The following is a 22,943-nucleotide window of genomic DNA, read 5'->3' as shown; positions in this document are numbered from 1 at the left end:
AGACTCGGCGGATGCGCATCCGTCACGCCACGGCGGCCGAACTCCCGGCCCTCCAGGACATCGAGCGCGCCGCCGGCGCCCCGTTCCACGACCTCGGCATGGGGTGGATCGCCGAGAACGAACCGCCCGCCCTGGACGTCCTGGAGCGCTTCCGCCGCTCCGGCCGCGCCTGGGTCGCCGCCGACGACGGGGACCGCCCCGTCGCCTACCTGATCTGCGAGCCCGTGGACGGCGCCCTGCACATCGAGCAGATCTCGGTCCACCCGGACTTCGCCCACCGCCGCATCGGTCAGGCCCTCCTCGCGCACACGGCCGACCGCGCACACGACGAGGGCCTGTCCGGCCTCACCCTGACCACCTTCACCGAGGTGCCCTGGAACGCCCCTTACTACGAGCGGCTGGGCTTCCACGTCCTGGCCGCGGCCGAACTCACCCCCGGCCTGCGCGAGATCCGCGCCCGGGAGCGGGAACTCGGTCTCGACAGGTGGCCCCGGGTCTGCATGCGCCGCGACCGACCGTCCGGGTACGTCTAACCGTCCGCGTACGTCTCCCGCAGCTCAACCTTGCGGACCTTCCCGGAGACCGTCATGGGGAAGGAGTCCAGGATCCGCAGCCTGCTCGGGATCTTGTAGTGGGCCAGGCGGCCCTCGCAGAAGGCGCGGAGTTCCTCGAGGGTCGGCGGGTGCTCCGGGTCCCGCGGGATGACGCAGGCCAGCACCTCCTCGCCGTAGCGCTCATGGGGGACGCCGACCACCTGGACGTCGGCGATCCCCGGGTGGCCGTAGAGGAACTCCTCGATCTCGCGCGGGTAGATGTTCTCGCCGCCCCGGATGATCATGTCCTTGATGCGGCCGACGATCTCGACGTACCCGTCCTCGCGCATCGTCGCCAGGTCGCCGGTGTGCATCCAGCGCCCCTGGTCGACGGCCTCCGCCGTCTTCTCGGGCTCCTTCCAGTAGCCGAGCATCACGCTGTAGCCGCGGGTGCACAACTCCCCCGCCGCGCCCCGGGGTCGGGTGGTCCCGGTCGCCGGGTCGACGATCTTGACCTCGATGTGCGGCAGGACGCGGCCCACCGTGCCGGTGCGGTGCTCCAGGTCGTCGTCCCTGCGGGTCTGCAGGGACACCGGGGACGTCTCCGTCATGCCGTAGCAGATGGACACCTCCGCCATGTGCATCTCGGCGACCACCCGCTTCATGACCTCCACCGGGCAGGGCGAGCCCGCCATGATGCCGGTGCGCAGCGAGGAGAGGTCGTAGGTCGCGAAGTCGGGAAGGTTCAGCTCCGCGATGAACATGGTCGGGACGCCGTAGAGCGAGGTGCAGCGCTCCTGCTGGACCGCCCGCAGGGTGGCCGCCGGGTCGAAGGACGGGGCGGGGATGACCATGCAGGCGCCGTGCGAGGTCGCCGCCAGGTTGCCCATCACCATGCCGAAGCAGTGGTAGAAGGGCACGGGGATGCAGATCCGGTCCTGCTCGCCGTAGGCGATCGACTCACCCACGAAGTAGCCGTTGTTGAGGATGTTGTGGTGGGAGAGGGTGGCCCCCTTGGGGAAGCCCGTCGTGCCCGAGGTGTACTGGATGTTGATGGGGTCGTCGCAGGACAGTTCCGGGTACTCCGGGTCCGGCACCGCGCGTCCGAGCAGCGCCTGCCAGCTCGGGTCGCCGATGTAGACGACCTCCCGCAACTCCCGGCACCGGCCCCGCACTTCGTCGACCATCGCCCGGTAGTCACTGGTCTTGTGGCTGAGCGAGGCGAACAGCAGGGAGATCCCGGCCTGGTTGAGGACGTACTCGACCTCGTGGGTGCGGTAGGCCGGGTTGATGTTCACCATGATCGCGCCGATGCGCGCGGTCGCGTACTGGACGAGCGTCCACTCGGGGCAGTTGACCGCCCAGATCCCCACCCGGTCGCCCTTCACCACCCCGGCGCCGAGCAGCGCACGCGCCAACTCGTCCACGTCGGCGCCGAATCGGGCGTAGGTCCACCGCCGTCCGGACGGCACGTCGACCAGGGCCTCGCGTTCCGGCCAGGCGGCCACCGCCCGGTCCAGGTTTGCCCCGATGGTGTCGCCGAGCAGCGAGGTCCCGCTCGTGCCATGGGCGTACGACAGGCCGGTCACCGAAGACACCTCGCTCATCGGAAGTCCTCCTCGCGGTACTCCGCGTCCGACCCCGCCGCCGTGGCCTCACGCAGTTCGATCCGTCGGATCTTCCCGGACACCGTCTTGGGCAGCTCCGCGAACTCCAGCCGTCGGATCCGCTTGTACGGTGCCAGCGCCTCCCGGGAGTGCTCGAAGAGCACCTTGGCCGTGTCGGGGCCGGGCTCCCAGCCCTCCGCGAGCACGACGTACGCCTTGGGGACCGCGAGCCGCAGCTCGTCCGGCGCGGGCACGACGGCCGCCTCGGCCACCGCCTCGTGCTCGAGGAGCGCGCTCTCCAGCTCGAACGGGCTGATCTTGTAGTCGGAGGCCTTGAAGACGTCGTCGCTGCGCCCGATGTAGGTCAGACAGCCGTCGGCGTCCCTCGACGCCACGTCGCCGGTCCGGTAGTAGCCGCCCGCCATGGCCTCGGCCGTGCGGTCGGGGTCGCCGTGGTAGCCGGTCATCAGGCCGACCGGCCGGGCCGACAGGTCCAGCGCGATCTCGCCCTCGGCCGCGCCGGGTGCGCCGGACACCGGGTCGAGGAGCTCCACCCGGTAGCCGGGGCTGGGACGGCCCATGGAGCCGGTCTTCAGGACCTGTCCGGGGCTGTTGGAGACCTGGACGGCCGTCTCGGTCTGGCCGAAGCCGTCCCGGATGGTGATGCCCCAGGCCCGCCGCACCTGTTCGATGACCTCGGGGTTCAGGGGCTCACCGGCCGCGACCACCTCCCGCGGCGGGGTGCGCAGTTGGCTGAGGTCGGCCTGGATGAGCATGCGCCACACGGTCGGCGGGGCGCAGAAGGTCGTGACCCCGGCCCGGTCCATCTCGGACATCAGCCGGCCCGCGTCGAAACGCGTGTAGTTGTGGATGAAGACGGTCGCCTCCGCGTTCCACGGGGCGAACAGATTGGACCAGGCGTGCTTGGCCCAGCCGGGCGAGGAGATGTTGAGGTGCACGTCACCGGGCTGGAGCCCGATCCAGTACATGGTCGCCAGGTGCCCGATCGGGTACGAGGTGTGCGTGTGCTCGACGAGTTTGGGGCGGGCCGTCGTCCCGGAGGTGAAGTACAGCATCAGCGGGTCGTCCGCCAGGGTCGGCCCGTCGGGCAGGAACTCCTCGGAGGCGGCGTACGCGTCCTCGTAGGGCTGCCAGCCCTCCGGTACTCCGCCGACCGCGATGCGGGTGTAGTCGCCGGGCACCTCGTCGAACTTGGCGGTGTCCCCGGCCCGCACCAGGACGTGCCGGACCCGGCCGCGCTCGACGCGGTCGCGCAGGTCGGCGGGGCCGAGCAGCGGGGTCGCCGGGATGACGACGGCGCGCAGCTTCATGGCGGCCAGGGCGGTCTCCCACAGCTCGGCCTGGTTGCCCAGCATGACGAGGATCCGGTCCTCGGCCTGCACTCCGCGTTCGCGCAGCAGGTTGGCGACCCGGTCGGAGCGCTCGGCCATCTCGGCGAAGGACAGCCGGACCTCGCTGCCGTCCTCCTCGACGATGTGCAGGGCGATGCGATCGTTGTCCCGCGCGATGACGTCGAACCAGTCGAGCGCCCAGTTGAAGTGCCGCGGGCGGGGCCAGGTGAAGCCCTCGTACGCCGTGGCGTAGTCCTCGCGGTGCTGCAGCAGGAAGTCCCGCGCCCCGCGGAAATCCTCCGTGGCCGTCATCTTGCGTCCTCCTCGTACCGGACCATTGCCGGGCGGCTCTGTGCCATCGTCTAATCCGTGATGCAGGTCTCACTACCCCCGAACGGGGGTGTGTGCCGCGGGAAGGGACGAAGAGGTGACGGTGGAGGCGGCAGGCGCGGTGGAGATCCGGCGTGCACTGGTGCGGCTGCGGCGCACGACGGGCCTTCCGGTCGCCTTCGGAGGGCTGGTGGAGTCCGGGCGGCCGCGGATACGGATCAGCGAACTGAGCGGCACGGCCACCACCTCGCTGCTCGCGCTCGCCGTGACCTCGGGCAACGGCCTCGGCGGCAGGACCGTCGCGCTGGCCCGCCCCTGCGCCGTGGCGGACTACTCCCTGTCGAAGCAGATCAGCCACGAGTACGACGCCCCCGTCGCCGCCGAGGGCCTGCGCTCGGTGCTGGCGGTGCCCGTGGTCGTACGGCGCCGGGTGCGGGGTGTGCTGTACGGCGCCCTGCGCGACGCCCGGCCGCTGGGCGACCGCATGATGACGGCGGCGGTGGACGCGGCACGGGACGTGGAGCAGGCGCTGGTCGTCGGCGACGAGCTGCGGGACGTGCTGGCGGCGGCGCGGGCCGAGCCCGGTCCCGGCGACGCCCGTGCGTGGGAGCAGGTCCGGGAGGCCCACACGGCGCTGCGGGCGCTGGCCCCGCGGATCGCCGATCCCGCGCTGCGGGCCGAGCTGCTGGACGCCTGCGCGCTGCTGACCTCGGACTCCGCGCCCGCGCAGGGTGTCGTTCTGGCCCCGCGCGAGCTGGATGTGCTGGCCTGTGTGGCGGCCGGGGCGACGAACGCCGTGGCCGCCGAGAGGCTGGGGGTGAGTGCCGAGACGGTCAAGGCGTACCTGCGGTCGGCCATGCGCAGGCTCGGGGCCGGGACGCGCGGCGAGGCGGTGGTCGCCGCGCGCCGGGCGGGCCTGCTCCCCTGACGACCCGGCCGCTCCCCGCCCCTTCGTGGCCTTCTCATTCACTCGCGGCCGCTTTGAATTTCCCCATGCGGAACCGGTTGTTATCTCCCTCACCACATCTTCTCGCCGAATTTCGAGGCACCTTGCCTAATATTGGCCAGGACACGCCACAGGGAGGGGAGCGCTGACAGTGCCACGCGACTTCCAGGAGCCCGCGAGATGTCGCCCCGACCTGGTCATCGGCCGGGACGAGCTGTTCGTCCAGGCCCGTGAGCAGCTGACCCGCGGCGGCAGCGTGCTCCTGCACGGCCCTGCCGGCATAGGCAAGTCGACCGTCCTCAGGTCCCTGGCCGCCGAATGCGGCGAGGCGGCCCACACCGTGTTGCGCTGCTCGGCCACCGAGTCGGAATCCCACCTGCCCTTCCTGGCGCTCGCCGACCTCTTCGGCCTGGTCCTGGACGACGTCTCCGACAAGCTCCCCGCCGCCCAGCGCACCGCGCTCGAATCGGCACTGACCGGCCGCGGCGAGTCCACCCTCCAGCGCGACGGCCTCGCCCTGCGCCTGGCCGTGCTCTCGGCGCTGCGCGTCCTGGCCGCCGAGGGGCCGGTCCTGATCGTCGCCGACGACGTCCAGTGGCTGGATCCCGCGAGCCTGGAACTGCTCGGCTTCGCCGCCCGCAGGCTCGGCGACATCCCTGTGCGGATGCTGTGCGCGGTCCGGACAGACGGCGCCGAGTACGACCGCCATCTACGCGCGTTGCCCCCGGACAGTCTCGCCGTCCGCTTCAACCCGCTCACCCGTGCCCAGACGGCCGCGCTGCTCGACCACCGCGGCTACACAGGACTGCAGCGCTCCACGGTCCGCGACATCCACCGCACCAGCGGCGGCAACCCGTTCTACGCCCTGGAACTGGGCCGCGCGCTCACCGAGAACCCGACCCCGCCCCGCCCGGGCGAGCCGCTGCCCGTGCCCACCTCGCTCAGGGCCCTGGTGCTCAGCCGCCTGGAGATGCTGTCGGCGGAGGCCCGGCGCACCCTCCTGGTGGCGAGCGCGGGCGCCCGCCCCACCCCGGCCCTGCTGCACGCGGCGGGCCGTGGGGACGCCGAGGCCGAGATGGCCCAGGCGGCGGCGCTGGGCCTGCTGGCGACGGAGCCCGAGGGTCCCGCCGTACGCTTCGCGCATCCGCTGATCTCCGCCGCGCTCTACGCGGAGGCGCCCGCGCAGGAACGGCGGGACGCGCACCGGGCGCTGTCCAGGGCCGCCTCCGACCCGATCGAGCGGGCCCGTCATCTGGCCCTCGCGACCAACGGCACCGACCCGGAGGTGGCCGCCCGGCTCGCCGAGGCCGCCGCCCTGGCCCGGGACCGGGGCGCCCCCTCGATGGCCGCCTCCCTCGGGCTGCTGTCGGCCCGGCACACCCCGGCCGACAGCGTGCCCGCCCCCGACGAACGGCGGCTCACGGCGGCCGAGGACGCGATCACCGCCGGAGAGCTGGACCTCGCACGGGACATCGCCCGGGACGTGCTGACCCGGGCCACCGTGCCCGCTGACCGGGTGCGGGCCTGGATCACCGTGATCGACACCGCGGGCCACGCCATGACGGAGGTCGACGCGGTCTTCCCGCAGGCGCTGGCCGACGCGGGCGACGACCCCGAACTGCTCGCCCTGATCCGCTACCAGCTGGCCTGGCGGGCGCTGCTCGTCGAGGGCGACTTCGACGAGGCACGCGGGGAGGCCGCCCGCTCGGCGGCGCTGGCCGCGCAGGCCGGCGACCGGTACAACGAGCTGATGGCCCTGTCCTTCCAGGCCCAGCTGGAGACCCTGATGGGCCATCCGGACGCCCCCGCGACCATCAAGCGCGCCCTGAAGGAGCCCCAGGACCCGCGGGTGTCCTGCCATCACAACGGCGCCGGGTACTCCCGCTTCCGCTGGCTCATCATGAGCGACCAGCTGCCCGAGGCCCGCGCCACCGTCACCGCGCTGCTGCGCGAGGTGCGCCGGCGCGGCTCGGTCGAGAGCGAGGTGCACTTCCTGCGCGGGGTGGCCGAGACCGAACTGCGCTCCGGGCACTGCGGGCGCGCCCTCGACCTGGCCCGGGAGAGCCTGATGATGGCCCGGGACACCGGCATCGGCGAGGTGGCCTCGGCCGTGCTCGCCTCCCTCGCGGAGGCCTCGGGCGGAAACGTCGACCGGGCGCTGGCACTGGCCCGCGAGGCGGTCGACCACGCCGAGGAGAACGGCGACCAGATGTACGAGTCCCGGGGCCTGGCCGCCCTCGGGTACGCCCAGCTCGTCGCCGGGGACGCACCGGGCGCGGTCCGCTCGCTGCGCCGGGTGCGCGAGCTGGAGCAGGGGCTGGGCATCACGGACCCGGCCCGCGGCCGCTGGCAGGGCGACCTCGCCGAGGCCCTCGTGCGCATCGGGGAGACCGGTGAGGCGCAGGACGTCATCGACGTGACACGGGTGAACGCGCTCCGGCTGGGCCGGGAGAGCGTGCTGGCCGTACTGGACCGGGCCGAGGCACTGGTCCGGGCGGCGCGCGGCGAACACGAGGCGGCGCTGGTCCAGTTGACGTCGGTGCAGGATCGTCTGGCCAAGCTGGGCCACGGCCTGGAGGAGGCCCGGGCCGCGTTCGCCCTGGCCCAGCTGCGCACCCGGCGGCCCGCTCCGACGTCGTACGACGAGGCGGCCCGGCTCTTCAGGCGCTGCCGGGCGCTGCCCTGGCTGCGTCAGGTGGAGGCAGCCGCGCTGGCCCGGCCGGTGGAGCCGGAGCCGGTGCCCGTCGTCACGCCGGACGGGCTGGACAGCCTCGAAGGGCTCGCCTCGATGGAGCGTCAGGTGGCCGCGCTGGTGATGGAGGGCGCCACCAACCGGGAGATAGCCGCACGGCTGTTCATCAGCGTGAAGACGGTGGAGGCGACGCTCACCCGGGTCTACCGCAAGCTCGGGATCCGCTCCCGGGTGGACATCGTCCGGCTGGCGGCGGGCCGCCGACCGTAGCCGAGGGACCGTCACCACCGGCCCCCACAGGGCCGACCGAGGGTTTTCCCTGCCCAACTCCCTTAGGGGGTTCCCTCATTGGGAAGGGGAACTTCCGCGTTCTAGCTTATGAACATGCCGCTCGCCCGGGCATACGGGGGTCGGTCCCGCGACCCCCGTGCACCAACCCCCACACCCGCGCGACCCCCCACCGGCACTCCTGAGGAGACTCACCGATGTTCGGTCTCACCCGTGCGAAGAAGGTCGGCGCCGTCGGTCTGGCGACCGCCGCTGCCGCCGCCACCGCCCTGCTCGGCGCCCCCACCGCCGCAGCCGCTCCCCAGCCCATCGTCGGCGGTACGACGACGACCACGACCGCGTACCCGTTCATGATGCAGATCACGGACGCCTCCCAGAACCAGTTCTGCGGCGGCACCCTGGTCTCCGCGACCAAGGTCGTCACCGCGGCCCACTGCATGGTCGGCGAGACCACCAGCAGTGTCAGAGTCGTCGGCGGCCGCACCTACCTCAACGGCACCAACGGCACGGTCAGCCGGGTCAGCAAGATCTGGATCAACCCGAGCTACACCGACGCCACCAACGGCGACGACGTGGCCGTGCTGACCCTGTCGACGTCGATGCCCTACACGACGGCGTCGTACGTCTCCTCCTCCCAGACGAGCGTGTACGCGGCCGGCACCACGGCCCGCATCCTCGGCTGGGGCACCACCTCGTCCAACGGCAGCTCCTCCAACCAGCTGCGGACCGCGACCGTCCCGATCGTGTCCGACTCCAGCTGCAGGAGCTCCTACGGTTCGGACTTCGTCCAGACCGACATGGTTTGCGCCGGATACACCTCCGGCGGCACAGACACCTGCCAGGGCGACAGCGGCGGTCCCCTGCTCATCGGGGGCGTCCTGGCAGGGATCACTTCATGGGGAGAGGGCTGCGCGCAGGCCGGTTACCCGGGTGTCTACACCCGGCTGACCACCTTCTCCAGCCTCGTGACCGCGCAGGTCAACTCATAGGTCCCCAGAGGTTGTCCTGAGCATCGCTCAGGTGAGAGACCGGGGGGCGTTGCGGGCCACCACGAGCGGCCCGCAACGCCCCCTGTCCATGCGCGCGGTCGGTCCGTGGCCGGGCCCTTCCTTCAGGACGGTGAACCCCGCTTCAGGACGGCTGATTCTGTACGACCGTCCCGAACCGGATGTCGTACGGCGTCCCGGGGTACAGCGTGGCGAGCATCCGCTGCCCCTCCTCCTCGACGTCCTCCCGCTGCGCCTTGGTGAGCCGGCCGAACGTCTCGACGACCAGCGTGTCCCCGGTGAGCTTCCAGACGCCCGCGAGGAACCCGTCGACGAGGAGCGTGCAGTAGGCCTGGTTGCCCTGCCAGCTGCGCCCCCAGTACTCCTTCGGCACCACGCGGGTGCGGTCGGCGTGGGACAGCAGCAGATTGTCGAACTCCGGCAGGAAGCGCGGCGGGGCCGGGGTGTCCTCGGCGGGGCGGGGCGCATCGGGGAGGTCGAAGAGCTCGACGCCGTTCTCGTCGCGGAAGGTCCGCAGCCGGGGCCGGAGCCGCTCGAAGGCGTCGCGCAGACGGGTGAGTCCGGCCCAGGTCTGCATGTCCTTGACGGAGGCGGGACCGAAGGCGGCGAGGTAGCGCAGGACGGTGTCGTCCGGGGCGGGGGCGGGTTCGGCGGGACGGCCGAGCCACTGTTCGGCCGTGGTGAGCGCGACCTGCCCGCTCCTGCCCCACAGTCCGCGCGGGGTGACCTGGACGAGGGGGAGTTTGCAGCGGGCGGCGACGGCGAGCGACATCGGGTCGGCGTCCGGCCACTCGACGAGAAGGGCCTCGCGCAACTGCTTCATGGTGCGCGGCTCGGCCTCGACGAGTTCGCGGGCGAGGACGGCGAGACGGTCGAGGTCGACGCCCTCGAGTCCCTTGCGGAAGTTGACGAGTTCGCGGTCGCGGGCGGGCTGCACGAGCGGTCGCAGGGTGAGGCAGTCCTCGGCGGTGTGGGTGTGGATCGTGGAGCGCATGGTGACGATCCGGACCACCTCGCGGTCGGCCATCAGCTCCGACAGCGCCTCGGGGGTGAACCCGTCGAGGCGGGCGGCGAGCGCCCAGTAGGGCGGCTTGACGTTCTGGGCCTGAAGGCCGAGCAGATGCCCGACGGCGGCTTTCGCGGACAGTCCGGACCGGCGCAGGAGCAGCTGCCGGTCGAGGGTCGCGCGGTTCAGGGCGCGGATGCCGAGCACGGGGGCCGACGCGGTCGTCTTCGTCATGAGGAACACGCTAAGGGCCCTTGCGGACAACTCCTGTCCGCAACCCCGCTCGAATTCCGGGACGCCGTCACACCTGGATGCGATTCGCCCCGTATACCCTGCTCCGTGATCACGCCGGCATCGGCTCGACCCGAGAGCGAGAGGCAGCCACGATGTCCGATCGACGCGCCCGCCCCGCCGCGAAGGACTCCGCCCCCAAGGGTTCCAGGAAGTCCGCCTGGCGCCGCGCCCTGACCCCGCCCTCCACACCTGCGAAGGCACCGGCGCCGCCCGCCGAGTCGCCCGCCCCCGAGGCGGCCGAGCCGCCGAGCATCGTCCAGGCGGCCCTCTACCGGGACGGCGTCCGCGTGGCCTCCCCCGTGACCCTCGCGGACACCTTCCGCGAACTGCGCGAACAGCCCTCCGGCATGGCCTGGATCGGCCTGGCCCGCCCTCCGGAGAGCGAACTGCTCTCCCTGGCCGAGGAGTTCGACCTGCACCCGCTGTCCGTCGAGGACGCGATGGAGGCCCACCAGCGCCCGAAGCTGGAGCGCTACGGCGACACGCTCTTCGTGGTCCTGCGGGCGGCCCGCTACCTGGACGCTCCCGAGGAGGTCGACTTCGGCGAACTGCACGTGTTCGTGGGCCCGGACTTCGTGATCACGGTCCGGCACGGTGCGGCCCCCGACCTCTCGGCGGTCCGCCACCGCATGGAGAAGGCGCCGGAGCTGCTGAGACTGGGCCCCGAGGCGGTCCTCTACGCCATCCTGGACGCGGTGGTCGACGGCTACGCGCCGGTCGTCGAGGGCGTCCAGAACGACATCGACGAGATCGAGACGGAGGTGTTCCGCGGCGACCCCGAGGTCTCCCGCCGCATCTACGAACTCTCCCGCGAGATGGTCGAGTTCCAGCGCGCCACCCGTCCCCTGGTCGGCATGCTGCACGCCTTGATGGCCGGCTTCGCGAAGTACGGCACCGACGAGGAACTGCAGCGCTACCTGCGGGACGTCGCCGACCACGTGACCCACACCAGCGAACGCGTCGACGCCTTCCGCCAGGCCCTCACCGACATCCTCACCGTCAACGCGACCCTCGTCACCCAGCAACAGAACGCGGAGATGCGGGCGTTGGCGGAGGCGGGCTTCGAACAGAACGAGGAGATCAAGAAGATCTCGTCTTGGGCGGCGATCCTGTTCGCCCCGACGCTGGTGGGAACTATTTATGGCATGAACTTCGAGCACATGCCTGAGCTTGGGTGGAGCTTCGGATACCCCTTCGCGATCGGCTTGATGGGAGTGGTGTGCGTCAGTCTGTACGTGATCTTCAAGCGGCGGGACTGGCTCTAGGAGCCCGACGTGACGCCCGGTCGCCGTTCATGCTCCTCGCCCTGCCTCCGACGAGTCCCTGAACAGGCATTTTGTGCGTGGGTGGCGTCCTCGGTCGTGAACTCCTCACGGCCGTACCGGAGATCCCCGCGGTGGTGGTGCGTGCTCGGCCACGGCGTCACGGCTGTGACTGCCTCAACGGTTGCGGCACCGGCAGGACGACACGATCCAGGACACCGCCGTCGTCTCCCACCGCGGTGACGGTCACATGGGTCGCGGTGGCCTCGACGGCGGTGAAGTGGTGGCGTGCGGCGGCGGCCGCGCGGTGCGGGGTCCGGCAGCCCGACGCAAGCGGGTACAGCGAGGCGCCGCCTCCTCCGGTCACGATGTAGGTGACGCCGTGCGCGGAGGTGAATCGCTGGTAGTTGTGGTCGTGACCGCTCAGTACGAGCGTGACCCGGTGGCGTTCCAGGACGGGAACCCAGCGGGCGTCGACGGCGGGCGTGGAACCGTGCAGCGAGCAGGACCACGCGGGCTGGTGGAAGACCACCACGCGCACCGGGGGGCCGGAGGCCGACAGGCGGTTCTCCAGCCAGCGGGACTGGGCGGCGTCGGGGTGGTTGGCGTCGAGGAACAGCAACTGGATGCCGGGCAGTTGCTTCGCGTACGGCAGGTTCGGCAGGCCCAGGTGACGCAGTTCGGCGCTCCCGTGCCCGGCCTGGACGTCATGGTTGCCGAGAGTGATCCACATCGGGTGCGGCAGGGCGCTGTAGGGCCGGTCGAGGCGGGGCGCGAACCAGTGCGGGTTCCCGTCGGGGTACACGTTGTCCCCGGTGGTGACCAGGGCGTCCACCCGGTGCCCGGTCCGGGCCCAGCTCCCCATGGCCCGGGCGACCGCGTTCTGCGCCACACCGCCGGTACCGAAGTCCCCGAACGCGACGAAGCCCGACCGTACGTCCTCCGCGCCCGGCGGGGTGCCGGAAGCCGTGACGGAGGGGAACGGGGGTGTCGTACCGGCAGCGGGGTCGGGCTGTCCGCTGCAGGCGGTGGCCGCCGACAGGACCACGGCGGCGCCCAGGGCGATGGCGCGGAGCAGCCGCGAGGGCGGGCCGCCGGCCCGGCAGGGGCGCCGAAGGGCGTACTCGTCCCTCCCCGTGACGATGACCTTCACGGCCCCTCCCAGCTGCGACCGCTCCCGGTTCTCGGAGACCGCCGCGCGGTCATTCGACGACTCGCAGGGTCGCGGGGATGTTCATGCGGCGCAGACGGCGGGCGGTGAGCAGCGGGGTGAGTGCCACGGCTCCGATGCCGAGCAGGAGTGCGGTCAGGTAGGTGCCGGGGGCCAGGGTGACGTCGAAGCCGATCTCCGGCATGGTGCGGGCGAGTTGGACCCGGACCATCCAGCGGTCGATGCCCTGGCCGAGCAGAATCCCGGCGGCGGTGCCGAGCGCGCCGAGGAGGGCGCTCTCGGTCACGGCCATGGTCAGGACGGTACGGACGGGCAGCCCGAAGGCGAACATGGTGGCGTTCTCCCGGGAGCGTTCGTCGGCGGAGATGCTCGCGGCGTTGAAGGCGATGAGCACCGCCAGGGCAAGGGTCACGCCGGCGGCGATGTCGAGGATGCCGGTGAACTCCTCGACGCCCTTGCGCAGCGCGTCCACGGTCTCGGTGGCCGTCTGTACAGCGGTCACACCGGGCGTGGCGGACAGGGCCCGCTCGAGGTGGTCGGGCTCGGTGCCGGAGGTGGGGAGGACCTCGACCGCGTTGGCGGTGCCGGCGAGTCCGAACAGGTCGGTGCGGGACCGGTCGAGGTAGGCCACCGTGCGCAGGGGGTTGGGGTGCAGGGCGGCGACCGTGACCCGGCTGTCGGTGAGGGTGAACGTGCCCTGGGCCGACCGCCGGGGATGGTGGAGGACGAGGGAGTCGCCGGGCCGGACGCCGAGGTCGTGCGCTGCCTTCTCGGAGAGGACCAGGCCCCCGGGGTGGTCCGTGAGACTGCCCGCGGTGAGCGTGGGCCGCCACGTCCCGCCGCCGAGGTCACGCGCCTCGACCAGCAGGGTGACGTTCTTGTGGTCTGCGTGGCGGGCGGTGGCCGGCATGGTCAGCAAGGGTGCGGCGTGGTCCACGCCGTTCGCGGCGGCCACCGCCCGCACCTGGGCGGAGCCGTCGGCGTGGTAGCCGTCGAGCTGGGCGATGACGCGACCGCTGCCGCCCCGGGTCGCCTCCTGTTCGCTGTCGCCGAGCATCGTCCCGAAGGAGTCCAGCATGCCGAAGACGGTGACCATGATGGCCACGGCCGCGCCGATCCCGAGTGCGGTGAGCGCCGTCCGGCGCGGTGTGCGCAGCACGTTGCGCAGCGGCAGCTGCCGGTAGCCGCGTCCGGGGACGGGCAGCCTGCGCAGCAGCGGGGCCAGACCGCCGCCCCGTGCGGCCAGGTGGCCGACCCGGATGGCGTCGACGGGGCGGACGCGGACCGCCCGCCACACGGGCCAGGCCACGGCCAGCAGCGGCAGGGCGAAGCCGAGCAGGGCGGCGTAGAGGAAGGTGCGGTACTGGAACGGGGTGTCCCAGACGGGCAGGGGAAGCAGTCCGGTCAGCAGCCCGGCCATGGCCCGGCTGACGATCGCACCGACGCCGAGGCCAAGGGCCACACCGAGCAGCGCGACCTGGACGCCCAGCAGCAGCGGCCGGGCGGCGATGCGCGACCTCGGCACCCCCAGCGCCATACCGATGCCGATCTCCCGGCGCTGTGCCTCGACGACCCTGCTGGTGAGGTTGAACGCGCCGAACGCCGCGCCCAGCAGCAACAACAGCGCGATGATGTCGAAGAACCTGGCGTCGCCGTTGATGTCCTCGTACAGCGCGTGGTAACCGATCTCGTCGTCGCGGACGGTCACGGTCCCTGACAGCGGAGTGGGGCCGCGGCCGAGCGCCCGCTCCAGCCGGCCCGCGACCGTCTTCTGGTCGGTGCCGGGTGTCAGGGTCAGTACGACCTCGTTGACCTGCCCCTTCGCGTCGCCCAGCCGCTGTGCGGTGGCGAGCGGCACGAACAGCACCGCGAAGCCGGATTCGCCGATCATCGGGATCCCGCTGTCCGCGGCCGGGCTGAAGTAGTCGGGTGCGGTGCCCTGCCCGACATACCGCACGCGGGTGCCGCCCGAGACCCGTACGGTGCCGGAGGACGACAGGTCGTGGTAGCGGGCGAAGGCACGCTCCAGCACCGCGACCGGACTGCCGCTCTCGTCCGGGCGGACCTGCCGGCCCGCGTAGACATGGACGCGGTCCACCTCCGCGCCCGTGGTCACGCCCACCAGGCGCCCCGCCACCAGCACCTCACGCCCGCCGTGTGAGGCATCGACCTGGGTGGGGAGCGTGAGGCGTTCGGCCGCCCCGGTCACACGGCCGGCCGACGGGATGCCGGCGACCAGTTTCCGCAGGGTCCCGGCTGGCGCCGTCGTGCCCTTGGTGAGGGTCACGCGCACGTCGTGCATGTCCAGCTTCGCGTAACTGGCGTCGTACGAGCGTGTGCGCCAGTCGGCGGTGCCGGTGAAGCCCGCGTAGGCTCCGGTGCCCAGGGCGATGGTGAGGGCGATGGCCAGCACCAGCACCCAGCGCTGGCGCAGATCCCGCCAGGACCAGCGAAGCCAGATCAGCCGACTGCTCATCAGCGCATCGCCACCCACCGCTACCAGCGCAGCTCGGAGACGTCGGCGCGGCCTGCCGACGGTGGTCCGTCGCTGACGACGCGGCCGCTGGAGAGCTCGACCACCCGGTCGCCGACCCTGGAGATCTCCCGGTTGTGCGTGACCACCAGCACGGTCTTGCCCGCCTGGGCCTGGGCCCGCAGCAGCCCGAGGATCTGCACCCCGGTCCGGAAGTCCAGCTCCCCCGTGGGCTCGTCCGCCAGCAGCACCGGGTTGCCGGTGGCCAACGCCCGCGCGATGGCGACGCGCTGCTGTTCCCCGCCGGACAGCTCGTGCGGGAAGTGCCGTACCCGGTCGCCCAGGCCGACCTGGCCCAGCGTGTCGGCTGCCAGCCGGACCGCGTTCTTCTGGCCGGCGACATCGGCCCCGAACTGCACGTTCTCCAGGGCAGTGAGACCGGGAAAGAGGTTGAAGCTCTGGAAGACGAAACTCACGGTGCGGCGGCGGAAGCGCTGAAGCTCCCGCTGCGGGGCGGCCGTGATGTCCTGGCCGGCGATCCGGATCCGGCCCGCGCTCGGTGCGTCGAGCGCTCCGATCAGATTGAGCAGCGTGGTCTTCCCCGAGCCGGAGGGGCCCAGCACCACGACGAAGGCGTTCTCGTCCACGTGCAGGTTGACCTCGTCCAGCGCGGTGACGGTGGTCTGACCCACTCGATAACGGCGGCACACGTCGTCCAGGTCGATCCGGGTGCCCGTCGCCGCACGGCCGGTGGTGTCGGTCATGGTGTCCACGCCCGCCTCCTGACCCCGGTCCTCCCGGCCGTTCGACGTCACCCGCTGCCGCGATGAGGGCTGCCAAGCCCCGTCCTGACTCCCATGTGCACTCAGCCCGACGCTATTCCTGCGCGAAGGAGGACCCAAGGGCCGTTGGCCCTCGACCTCCCGCCGATCGGCCCATGGGCGCGCGGCCTCACGGAGACAGCGGCGGCTGCGCTTCGCGGCCATGCCGGTGCGTTCGGCGACGGGCAGGGGCTCGTCGCCGTCGGGTTCCCCACTGAGCGCGGTCGAGAAGAACCTCAACACGATCTTCGACAAGCTCGAACTCGCGCACGCCACGGGCTGCAACCGCCGGATCCTGGCCGTTCTGCGGTACCTGGAGTCATGACGACCACGACGTGCCGGGCGGCGTTCGGGGCGCCCTCCGGCGGGCGAGAGACCGGCGTCACAGTCTCGTTGCGGGCAAGGTCACAGCCGTGCCCTCTGCTGCTCCTTTGGGGGTCTGGCCTAGCATCCGAGCATGACGGTCCTGCCTGACGACGGGCTCTCGCTGGCCGCCGAGTTCCCTGACGCGAACCTTGATCAGTGGCACAGCCTGGTGGCGGGTGTCCTGCGCAAGTCGGGCAAGGAAGTCTCCGGCGCGGCAGCGGAGGACGCCCTGTCCACCGCGCTCGAGGACGGGTTGCGCACCCGTCCCCTGTACACAGCGCACGATGCCGCACCCGACCCCGGTTTCCCCGGCTTCGCGCCCTTTGTGCGCGGTGCCCGCGCCGAGGGGAACACCACCGGCGGCTGGGACGTACGGCAGCGGCACGCGGTCGCCGACAACACGGCGGTGCTCACGGACCTGGAGAACGGCGTCACGTCGCTGTGGCTGGTCGCGGGCGAGGGCGGTATCCCGGTCGCGGCGCTCGGCGAGGTCCTCGCCGGCGTCTACCTCGACCTCGCGCCGATCGCTCTCGACTCGGGCAGCGAATTCGCCGCCGCCGCGGGCGAGTTGCTGCGGCTCCACGACGAACGCGGCATCGACGGCAAGGCCGTGCGCGGCAGCCTCGGCGCCGACCCGCTGGGCCACGAGGCCCGTACCGGCGAGGCCCTGGACTTCGCGCCGGTCGTCCCGCTCGCGCGACGGTGCGCCGAGCAGTACCCGGGGCTGCGGGCGCTGACCGTGGACGCGCTGCCCTACCACGAGGCCGGCGGTTCGGCCGCGCAGGAGCTGGGCGCCTCGATCGCCACCGGTGTCGCCTATCTGCGGGGGCTGACGGAGGCCGGGCTGAGTGTCGAACAGGCCTGCGCACAGCTGGAGTTCCGGTACGCGGCGACGGCCGACCAGTTCCTGACGATCGCCAAGCTGCGGGCGGCGCGCCGGCTGTGGGCGCGGGTCGCCGAGGTGTGCGGGGCGCCCGGTGCCGGAGCGCAGGCGCAGCACGCCGTGGTGTCGCCGGTGATGATGACCCGGCGCGACCCGTGGGTGAACATGCTGCGCGCGACCATCGCCACGCTCGCCGCCGGGGTCGGTGGCGCGGAAGCCGTCACCGTGCTGCCCTTCGACCATGCGCTCGGCCTGCCGGACGCGTTCGCGCGCCGTATCGCCCGCAACACCTCGACGATCCTGGTCGAGGAGTCGCACCTGTCCCGGGTGATCGACCCGGCGGGCGGTTCCTGGTACGTGGAGCGGCTCACCGACGAGCTCGCCGAGGCCGCCTGGCGGTTCTTCCGGACGATCGAACGCGACGGCGGCCAGGCGGCCGTCCTGCGCTCGGGCCGGCTCCGCACCGACCTGGCGACGACGTGGGCGCAGCGCTCGAAGAAGCTCGCCACCCGGCGCGAACCCATCACCGGCGTCAGCGAGTTCCCGCACCTCGGTGAGAAGCCCGTGCAGCGCGCCCCGGCGCCCGAGCCCCGGACCGGCGGTCTGCCCCGCGTCCGGCGCGACGAGGCGTACGAGGAACTGCGCGCCCGCTCCGACGCCCACCTCGCGGCCACCGGGTCCCGGCCCCGCGTCTTCCTTGCCGCGCTCGGCCCCGCGGCCGCCCACACCGCGCGCCTGACCTTCGCCGCCAACCTCTTCCAGGCCGGCGGCGTCGAGCCGGTCACCGAGGGCACCTTCGAGGAGAGCGGCGCCACCGAGGCCTGCCTGTGCTCCAGTGACACGGTGTACGAGGAGCAGGCCGAGGACGTCGTACGGGCCCTCAGATCGGCCGGCGCACGGCATGTGTTCCTCGCCGGGCGGCCCGGGCAGTACTCCGACGTGGACTCGTACGTCTTCGCGGGCTGCGACGCCGTCGCCGTGCTCACCGCCACCCTCGACCGCATGGGAGTGTCTCGATGACCGCCCCCGCCGGCCCGTCCGTCCCCGACTTCACCGGGATCGAGCTGGGGACCCCGGCCACCGAAGCCGGCGCCGACGAGTGGCGTACGGCCGTCAAGGACGCCACGCAGGAGGCCGAGCCGGTCTGGGAGACGCCGGAGGGCATCGAGGTCAAGCCGCTCTACACCGGCCGTGACCTGGAGGGCCTGGACTTCCTGGAGACGTACCCCGGTGCGGCGCCGTATCTGCGCGGGCCGTACCCGACGATGTACGTCAACCAGCCCTGGACGATCCGCCAGTACGCGGGCTTCTCCACCGCCGAGGAGTCCAACGCCTTCTACCGGCGCAATCTCGCGGCCGGGCAGAAGGGCCTGTCGGTCGCCTTCGACCTGCCCACGCACCGGGGTTACGACAGCGACCATCCGCGCGTGACCGGTGACGTCGGCATGGCGGGCGTGGCCATCGACTCGATCTACGACATGCGGCAGCTGTTCGACGGGATCCCCCTCGACAGGATGTCCGTGTCGATGACGATGAACGGCGCCGTGCTGCCGGTACTGGCGCTGTACATCGTGGCGGCGGAGGAACAGGGCGTGCCGCCCGAGAAGTTGGCCGGGACCATCCAGAACGACATCCTCAAGGAGTTCATGGTCCGCAACACCTACATCTATCCGCCGAAGCCGTCGATGCGGATCATCTCCGACATCTTCGCGTACACCTCGCAGCGGATGCCCCGGTACAACTCGATCTCCATCTCGGGCTACCACATCCAGGAGGCGGGCGCGACGGCCGACCTGGAGCTGGCGTACACCCTGGCGGACGGGGTCGAGTACATTCGCGCGGGGCGCGAAGTCGGCCTGGACGTGGACGCGTTCGCGCCCCGGCTGTCGTTCTTCTGGGCGATCGGCATGAACTTCTTCATGGAGATCGCCAAGCTGCGGGCGGCCCGCCTGCTGTGGGCCAAGCTCGTGAAGCAGTTCGACCCGCAGAACCCCAAGTCCCTGTCCCTGCGCACCCATTCGCAGACCTCGGGCTGGTCGCTGACCGCGCAGGACGTCTTCAACAACGTCACCCGCACCTGCGTCGAGGCGATGGCGGCGACCCAGGGCCACACCCAGTCGCTGCACACCAACGCCCTCGACGAGGCGCTCGCGCTGCCCACCGACTTCTCGGCGCGCATCGCCCGCAACACCCAGCTGCTGATCCAGCAGGAGTCCGGCACGACCCGGGTCATCGACCCGTGGGGCGGCAGCGCGTACGTGGAGAGGCTGACGTACGACCTCGCGCGCCGCGCCTGGCAGCACATCCAGGAGGTGGAGGCGGCGGGCGGCATGGCCAAGGCGATCGACGCCGGCATCCCCAAGCTGCGCATCGAGGAGGCCGCGGCCCGCACCCAGGCCCGCATCGACTCCGGCCGCCAGCCCGTCATCGGCGTCAACAAGTACCGCGTGGAGACCGACGAGGCGATCGAGGTCCTCAAGGTCGACAACTCCTCCGTGCGCGCCCAGCAGATCGAGAAGCTGCGGCGGCTGCGGGCGGAGCGGGACGAGACCGCCTGCCGGGACGCGCTCGACGCGCTGACCCGGGCCGCCGACGGCGAGGGCAACCTCCTCGAGCTGGCCGTGCACGCGGCCCGCGCCAAGGCCACCGTCGGCGAGATCTCCGACGCCCTGGAGAAGGTGTACGGGCGGCACGCGAGCCAGATCCGTACGATCTCCGGCGTGTACCGCAACGAGGCAGGGGAGTCGGAGAACGTGGACCGCACCCGTGCGCTGGTGGACGCCTTCGAGGAGGCCGAGGGCCGCCGGCCGCGCATCCTGGTCGCCAAGATGGGCCAGGACGGCCACGACCGCGGCCAGAAGGTGATCGCCACCGCCTTCGCCGACCTCGGCTTCGACGTCGACGTCGGCCCGCTGTTCCAGACCCCGGGCGAGGTGGCCCGCCAGGCCGTGGAGGCGGACGTGCACATCGTCGGCGTCTCGTCCCTGGCCGCCGGTCACCTCACCCTGGTCCCGGCGCTGCGCGAGGCGCTGGCCGAGGAGGGCCGGGAGGACATCATGATCGTGGTGGGCGGGGTCATCCCGCCGCAGGACGTGCCGACCCTCCTGGAGATGGGCGCGGCGGCCGTGTTCCCGCCGGGGACGGTGATCCCGGACGCGGCGTACGACCTGGTGGAGCGTCTGTCGGCCGACCTCGGGCACGGGCAGTGATCGATCTCGACGCGTATGTGAAGGGCGTGCTCGACGGCAAGCGGGCGATCGTGGCACGCGCGATCACGCTCGTCGAGTCCACCCATCCCCGACACCGGTCGCTGGCACAGGAGTTGCTCACCGAGCTGCTTCCGCACAGCGGCCGGGCCCGGCGGATCGGTGTGAGCGGGGTGCCGGGCGTGGGGAAGTCGACGTTCATCGACGCGTTCGGCACGATGCTCACCTCGCTCGGGCACCGGGTGGCGGTGCTCGCGGTGGACCCGTCCTCCAGCCGTACCGGCGGCTCGATCCTGGGCGACAAGACCCGTATGGAACGCCTCGCCGTCGACCCGGCCGCCTTCGTACGGCCCTCCCCCAGCGCGGGCACGCTCGGCGGGGTGGCGAAGGCGACCCGCGAGTCGATGGTCGTGATGGAGGCCGCAGGCTACGACGTGATCCTGGTCGAGACCGTCGGTGTCGGTCAGTCGGAGACCGCGGTCGCCGACATGGTGGACTCCTTCCTGCTGCTGAGCCTGGCCCGCACCGGCGACCAGCTCCAGGGCATCAAGAAGGGCGTCCTGGAGCTCGCCGACGTGATCGCGGTCAACAAGGCGGACGGCCCGCACGAGCGCGACGCCCGGGCGGCCGCACGGGAACTGGCGGGCGCGCTGCGGCTCATGCACGGCAAGGACGCCTTCTGGACTCCCCCGGTGCTCAGTTGCAGCGCCCGGGAGTCGACCGGCCTGGACACGGTCTGGGAGCGCCTGGAACAGCACCGGACGCTTCTCGACTCCACCGGGCGGCTCACCGCCAAGCGGCGGGACCAGCAGGTCGGTTGGGCCTGGGCGATGGTGCGGGACGAGCTCCTCGGGCGTCTGCACGCGCACCCGGCCGTTCGGTCCCTCGCCCCGGACCTCGAACAGCTGGTCCGGGACGGGCGGTTGACGGCCACGCTGGCCGCCGAGCAGCTTCTCGAGGCCTTCGGTCAGGACACCGAGCGCAGGTAGGTGCCCAGCCGGGCGATGGCAGCCGGGTTGCGGGGGCTCTCGACCAGGTCGACGTAGTCGAGGACGAAGATCCGCTTGTGCCTGACGGCGGAGACGTTCCGCAACGGGCCGTAGGAGAGCAGGAACTTCTTCTTCTGCTCGGCGCTGACATCGCCGTAGTCGCAGATGACGATCACGTCGGGGTTCCGCTCGATCACGCTCTCCCAGCCGACGGTGGTCCACGAGTCGTCCATGTCGTGCATGACGTTGACCCCGCCCGCCTTGCTGATGATCTCGTCGGGGGTGGCCCAGCGGCCGGAGGTGAAGGGCTGGTCCTGGCCGCTGTCGTAGAGGAAGACCGTGGGCTTCTTCGCGGGTGCCTGCGCGGCGACGGCGGCGACCTGCTTCTTGAAGCCGGCGATCAGCGTGGCCGCGCGCCGCTCCACGCCGAACAGCTTCCCGAGGTTGGTGAGGTCGGCGTACAGGGCGTCGAGGGGCGGCATGATGCCGCGGGAGGTCTTGGTGCGGCCGTTGCGGCAGGACTCGGTGAGGATGTACGAGGGGATGCCGAGCTTCTTCAACGCTTCCGGGGTGAAGCCGTTGTCGTCGCGGAAACCGTAGTTCCAGCCGGCGAAGACGAAGTCGCCCTTCGCGTCGAGGACGTTCTCCTTGGTGAGCTGGTCCTTGGAGAGCCACTTCACCTTGTCGTAGCCGTCCTTCCAGTCCACGCCGGCCAGGTCGCCCTTGTCGTCCGGCATGGCGAAGCCGGCCATGCGGTCCTCCAGGCCGAGCGCGAACATCAGCTCGGTGATCCCGACGTCGTTGGTGACGACCCGCTCGGGCACCTTGTCGTACGTCACCTTCCGGCCGCAGTTGGTGAGGGTGACGGCGGTGGAGTCGGCGTCGACGGGCGACTCCACCTGGGCACCGCAACCGGTGGCGGCGAGACACAGGACGGCGGCGAGCAACTTGCGCATCAGGAAGGGTCCTTACGGGAGCAGGTCGAACAGAAGCTGGAGGGTGCCGGTCGCCGGATGCCGCACGGGATGGGCGCGGACCCCGAACACCTCGGCGAGCAGGGCGGGTTGGAGCACATCGTGCGGAGGCCCCGAGGCGACGATCCGGCCGTCCGCGATCACGTACAGCAGATCGCAGTGCGCGGCGGCCAGATTGAGGTCGTGCAGAGCGGCCAGCGCGGTGAGGCCACTGCCCCGGACCAGGGAGAGAAGGTCCAGCTGGTGGGCGATGTCGAGGTGGTTGGTCGGTTCGTCGAGGACCAGCACCCGGGGCCGCTGGGCCAATGCCCGGGCGATCAGGACCCGTTGTCTCTCGCCGCCCGACAGGGCGAGGTAGCCGCGGTCGGCGAGGTGGCGCACACCGGTCCGGTCCATCGCGTCGGCGCAGATCTCCTCGTCCGCGGCGGCCGTGCGGTCCCGGTGCGGCAGCCGGCCCATGGCGACCACCTCGGCGACGGTGAAGTCGAACTCGGCCGACGACTCCTGCGGCAGAGCGGCCAGGACGCGGGCGGCGGCGCGCGGGTCCATGGCGTGCGCGTCCTCGCCGTCGAGCCGCACCGTGCCGGCGGCCGGGCGCAGCGCCCGGTACACACAGCGCAGGAGGGTGGACTTGCCGCTGCCGTTGGGCCCGACGAGTCCGACGAACGCCCCGCTCCCCACGGCGAGCCGGATGTCGTGCACGATCCCGTCGACGCTCACGCCGTCGATGTCGAGCCGCATGG

The 22,943-nt window shown here is 71.9% G+C and carries 16 protein-coding genes and 1 pseudogene; 9 read left to right on the top strand and 8 right to left on the bottom strand.

Annotation, left to right across the window (positions count from 1 at the left end):
* The first annotated feature begins 11 nt into the window (after positions 1-11).
* Positions 12-533 carry a GNAT family N-acetyltransferase gene (locus IOD14_RS12295; RefSeq protein WP_212670249.1) on the top strand — a complete coding sequence of 174 codons (522 nt, stop codon included), beginning with the start codon at positions 12-14 and terminating at the stop codon, positions 531-533.
* Here IOD14_RS12295 and IOD14_RS12290 read toward each other — a convergent pair.
* Together IOD14_RS12290 and IOD14_RS12285 are read right to left on the bottom strand one after the other, a co-directional pair.
* A complete protein-coding gene (locus tag IOD14_RS12290) occupies positions 530-2,140 on the bottom strand; it encodes an AMP-binding protein (RefSeq protein ID WP_212670248.1) in 1,611 nt (536 codons plus the stop codon). The two genes, IOD14_RS12295 and IOD14_RS12290, sit on opposite strands and share 4 nt — an antisense overlap.
* Complete coding sequence (locus IOD14_RS12285) at positions 2,137-3,804, bottom strand: AMP-binding protein (RefSeq protein WP_123994666.1); 1,668 nt, start codon at positions 3,802-3,804, stop codon at positions 2,137-2,139. Before IOD14_RS12285 ends, IOD14_RS12290 begins: the two co-directional genes overlap by 4 nt.
* A gap of 115 nt (positions 3,805-3,919) precedes the next feature.
* Between IOD14_RS12285 and IOD14_RS12280 the strand changes: the two genes are divergently transcribed.
* The 3 genes from IOD14_RS12280 (at position 3,920) to IOD14_RS12270 (ending at position 8,737) form a co-directional block, all read left to right on the top strand.
* The gene (locus IOD14_RS12280; RefSeq protein WP_174269411.1) at positions 3,920-4,750 is read left to right on the top strand and encodes a helix-turn-helix transcriptional regulator; all 831 of its coding nucleotides are present in this window, start codon (positions 3,920-3,922) and stop codon (positions 4,748-4,750) included.
* Positions 4,751-4,913: 163 nt separating this feature from the next.
* Positions 4,914-7,730: a LuxR family transcriptional regulator gene (locus tag IOD14_RS12275; RefSeq protein ID WP_123994667.1), complete on the top strand. Its 2,817-nt coding sequence runs from the start codon at positions 4,914-4,916 to the stop codon at positions 7,728-7,730.
* 215 nt (positions 7,731-7,945) lie between these two features.
* The gene (locus tag IOD14_RS12270; protein WP_123994668.1) at positions 7,946-8,737 is read left to right on the top strand and encodes a serine protease; all 792 of its coding nucleotides are present in this window, start codon (positions 7,946-7,948) and stop codon (positions 8,735-8,737) included.
* A 142-nt stretch (positions 8,738-8,879) separates the two neighbouring features.
* Here the strand turns inward: IOD14_RS12270 and IOD14_RS12265 are convergent, their stop codons facing one another.
* A complete protein-coding gene (locus IOD14_RS12265) occupies positions 8,880-9,995 on the bottom strand; it encodes a winged helix DNA-binding domain-containing protein (protein WP_212670247.1) in 1,116 nt (371 codons plus the stop codon).
* Positions 9,996-10,147: 152 nt separating this feature from the next.
* Between IOD14_RS12265 and IOD14_RS12260 the strand changes: the two genes are divergently transcribed.
* The gene (locus IOD14_RS12260) at positions 10,148-11,320 is read left to right on the top strand and encodes a magnesium and cobalt transport protein CorA (protein ID WP_212670246.1); all 1,173 of its coding nucleotides are present in this window, start codon (positions 10,148-10,150) and stop codon (positions 11,318-11,320) included.
* A 157-nt stretch (positions 11,321-11,477) separates the two neighbouring features.
* Here the strand turns inward: IOD14_RS12260 and IOD14_RS12255 are convergent, their stop codons facing one another.
* The 3 genes from IOD14_RS12255 to IOD14_RS12245 are packed head-to-tail and all read right to left on the bottom strand — an operon-like array spanning position 11,478 to position 15,725.
* Positions 11,478-12,470, bottom strand: a complete 993-nt coding sequence (locus IOD14_RS12255; RefSeq protein WP_123994671.1) for a metallophosphoesterase — start codon at positions 12,468-12,470, stop codon at positions 11,478-11,480.
* A 49-nt stretch (positions 12,471-12,519) separates the two neighbouring features.
* Entirely contained in the window at positions 12,520-14,964 is a 2,445-nt protein-coding gene (locus tag IOD14_RS12250) for an FtsX-like permease family protein (protein ID WP_212670245.1), read from the bottom strand.
* A gap of 20 nt (positions 14,965-14,984) precedes the next feature.
* A complete protein-coding gene (locus IOD14_RS12245) occupies positions 14,985-15,725 on the bottom strand; it encodes an ABC transporter ATP-binding protein (RefSeq protein WP_249126263.1) in 741 nt (246 codons plus the stop codon).
* A 271-nt stretch (positions 15,726-15,996) separates the two neighbouring features.
* Here IOD14_RS12245 and IOD14_RS12240 point away from each other — a divergent pair.
* The 4 genes and pseudogenes from IOD14_RS12240 to meaB form a co-directional block, all read left to right on the top strand.
* Positions 15,997-16,107, top strand: a pseudogene (locus IOD14_RS12240) (DNA-binding response regulator); the annotation flags it as partial.
* A gap of 132 nt (positions 16,108-16,239) precedes the next feature.
* Positions 16,240-18,051, top strand: a complete 1,812-nt coding sequence (locus IOD14_RS12235; protein WP_212670243.1) for a methylmalonyl-CoA mutase family protein — start codon at positions 16,240-16,242, stop codon at positions 18,049-18,051.
* The gene (scpA, locus tag IOD14_RS12230; RefSeq protein ID WP_212670242.1) at positions 18,048-20,240 is read left to right on the top strand and encodes a methylmalonyl-CoA mutase; all 2,193 of its coding nucleotides are present in this window, start codon (positions 18,048-18,050) and stop codon (positions 20,238-20,240) included. Before IOD14_RS12235 ends, scpA begins: the two co-directional genes overlap by 4 nt.
* On the top strand, positions 20,237-21,226 hold the full coding sequence (gene meaB / locus IOD14_RS12225; RefSeq protein ID WP_212670241.1) for a methylmalonyl Co-A mutase-associated GTPase MeaB: 990 nt from the start codon (positions 20,237-20,239) through the stop codon (positions 21,224-21,226). Before scpA ends, meaB begins: the two co-directional genes overlap by 4 nt.
* Here the strand turns inward: meaB and IOD14_RS12220 are convergent.
* Together IOD14_RS12220 and IOD14_RS12215 are read right to left on the bottom strand one after the other, a co-directional pair.
* A complete protein-coding gene (locus IOD14_RS12220; protein WP_212670240.1) occupies positions 21,205-22,182 on the bottom strand; it encodes an ABC transporter substrate-binding protein in 978 nt (325 codons plus the stop codon). The genes meaB and IOD14_RS12220 overlap by 22 nt on opposite strands.
* Before the next feature lie 12 nt (positions 22,183-22,194).
* Positions 22,195-22,941 carry an ABC transporter ATP-binding protein gene (locus IOD14_RS12215; RefSeq protein WP_123994677.1) on the bottom strand — a complete coding sequence of 249 codons (747 nt, stop codon included), beginning with the start codon at positions 22,939-22,941 and terminating at the stop codon, positions 22,195-22,197.
* Between the last annotated feature and the right edge of the window lie 2 nt (positions 22,942-22,943).

It is taken from the genome of Streptomyces sp. A2-16 (assembly GCF_018128905.1).
Classification (GTDB): Bacteria; Actinomycetota; Actinomycetes; order Streptomycetales; family Streptomycetaceae; genus Streptomyces.
This window is presented reverse-complemented; position numbering and strand designations above follow the sequence as displayed.

Coding starts and splice junctions, on each gene's coding strand:
- IOD14_RS12295 (WP_212670249.1), top strand. CDS start 12: ATGCGCATCCGTCACGCCACGGCGGCCGAACTCCCGGCCCTCCAGGAC.
- IOD14_RS12290 (WP_212670248.1), bottom strand. CDS start 2,140: ATGAGCGAGGTGTCTTCGGTGACCGGCCTGTCGTACGCCCATGGCACG.
- IOD14_RS12285 (WP_123994666.1), bottom strand. CDS start 3,804: ATGACGGCCACGGAGGATTTCCGCGGGGCGCGGGACTTCCTGCTGCAG.
- IOD14_RS12270 (WP_123994668.1), top strand. CDS start 7,946: ATGTTCGGTCTCACCCGTGCGAAGAAGGTCGGCGCCGTCGGTCTGGCG.
- IOD14_RS12265 (WP_212670247.1), bottom strand. CDS start 9,995: ATGACGAAGACGACCGCGTCGGCCCCCGTGCTCGGCATCCGCGCCCTG.
- IOD14_RS12260 (WP_212670246.1), top strand. CDS start 10,148: ATGTCCGATCGACGCGCCCGCCCCGCCGCGAAGGACTCCGCCCCCAAG.
- IOD14_RS12250 (WP_212670245.1), bottom strand. CDS start 14,964: ATGAGCAGTCGGCTGATCTGGCTTCGCTGGTCCTGGCGGGATCTGCGC.
- IOD14_RS12245 (WP_249126263.1), bottom strand. CDS start 15,725: ATGACCGACACCACCGGCCGTGCGGCGACGGGCACCCGGATCGACCTG.
- IOD14_RS12235 (WP_212670243.1), top strand. CDS start 16,240: ATGACGGTCCTGCCTGACGACGGGCTCTCGCTGGCCGCCGAGTTCCCT.
- scpA (WP_212670242.1), top strand. CDS start 18,048: ATGACCGCCCCCGCCGGCCCGTCCGTCCCCGACTTCACCGGGATCGAG.
- IOD14_RS12220 (WP_212670240.1), bottom strand. CDS start 22,182: ATGCGCAAGTTGCTCGCCGCCGTCCTGTGTCTCGCCGCCACCGGTTGC.
- IOD14_RS12215 (WP_123994677.1), bottom strand. CDS start 22,941: ATGCGGCTCGACATCGACGGCGTGAGCGTCGACGGGATCGTGCACGAC.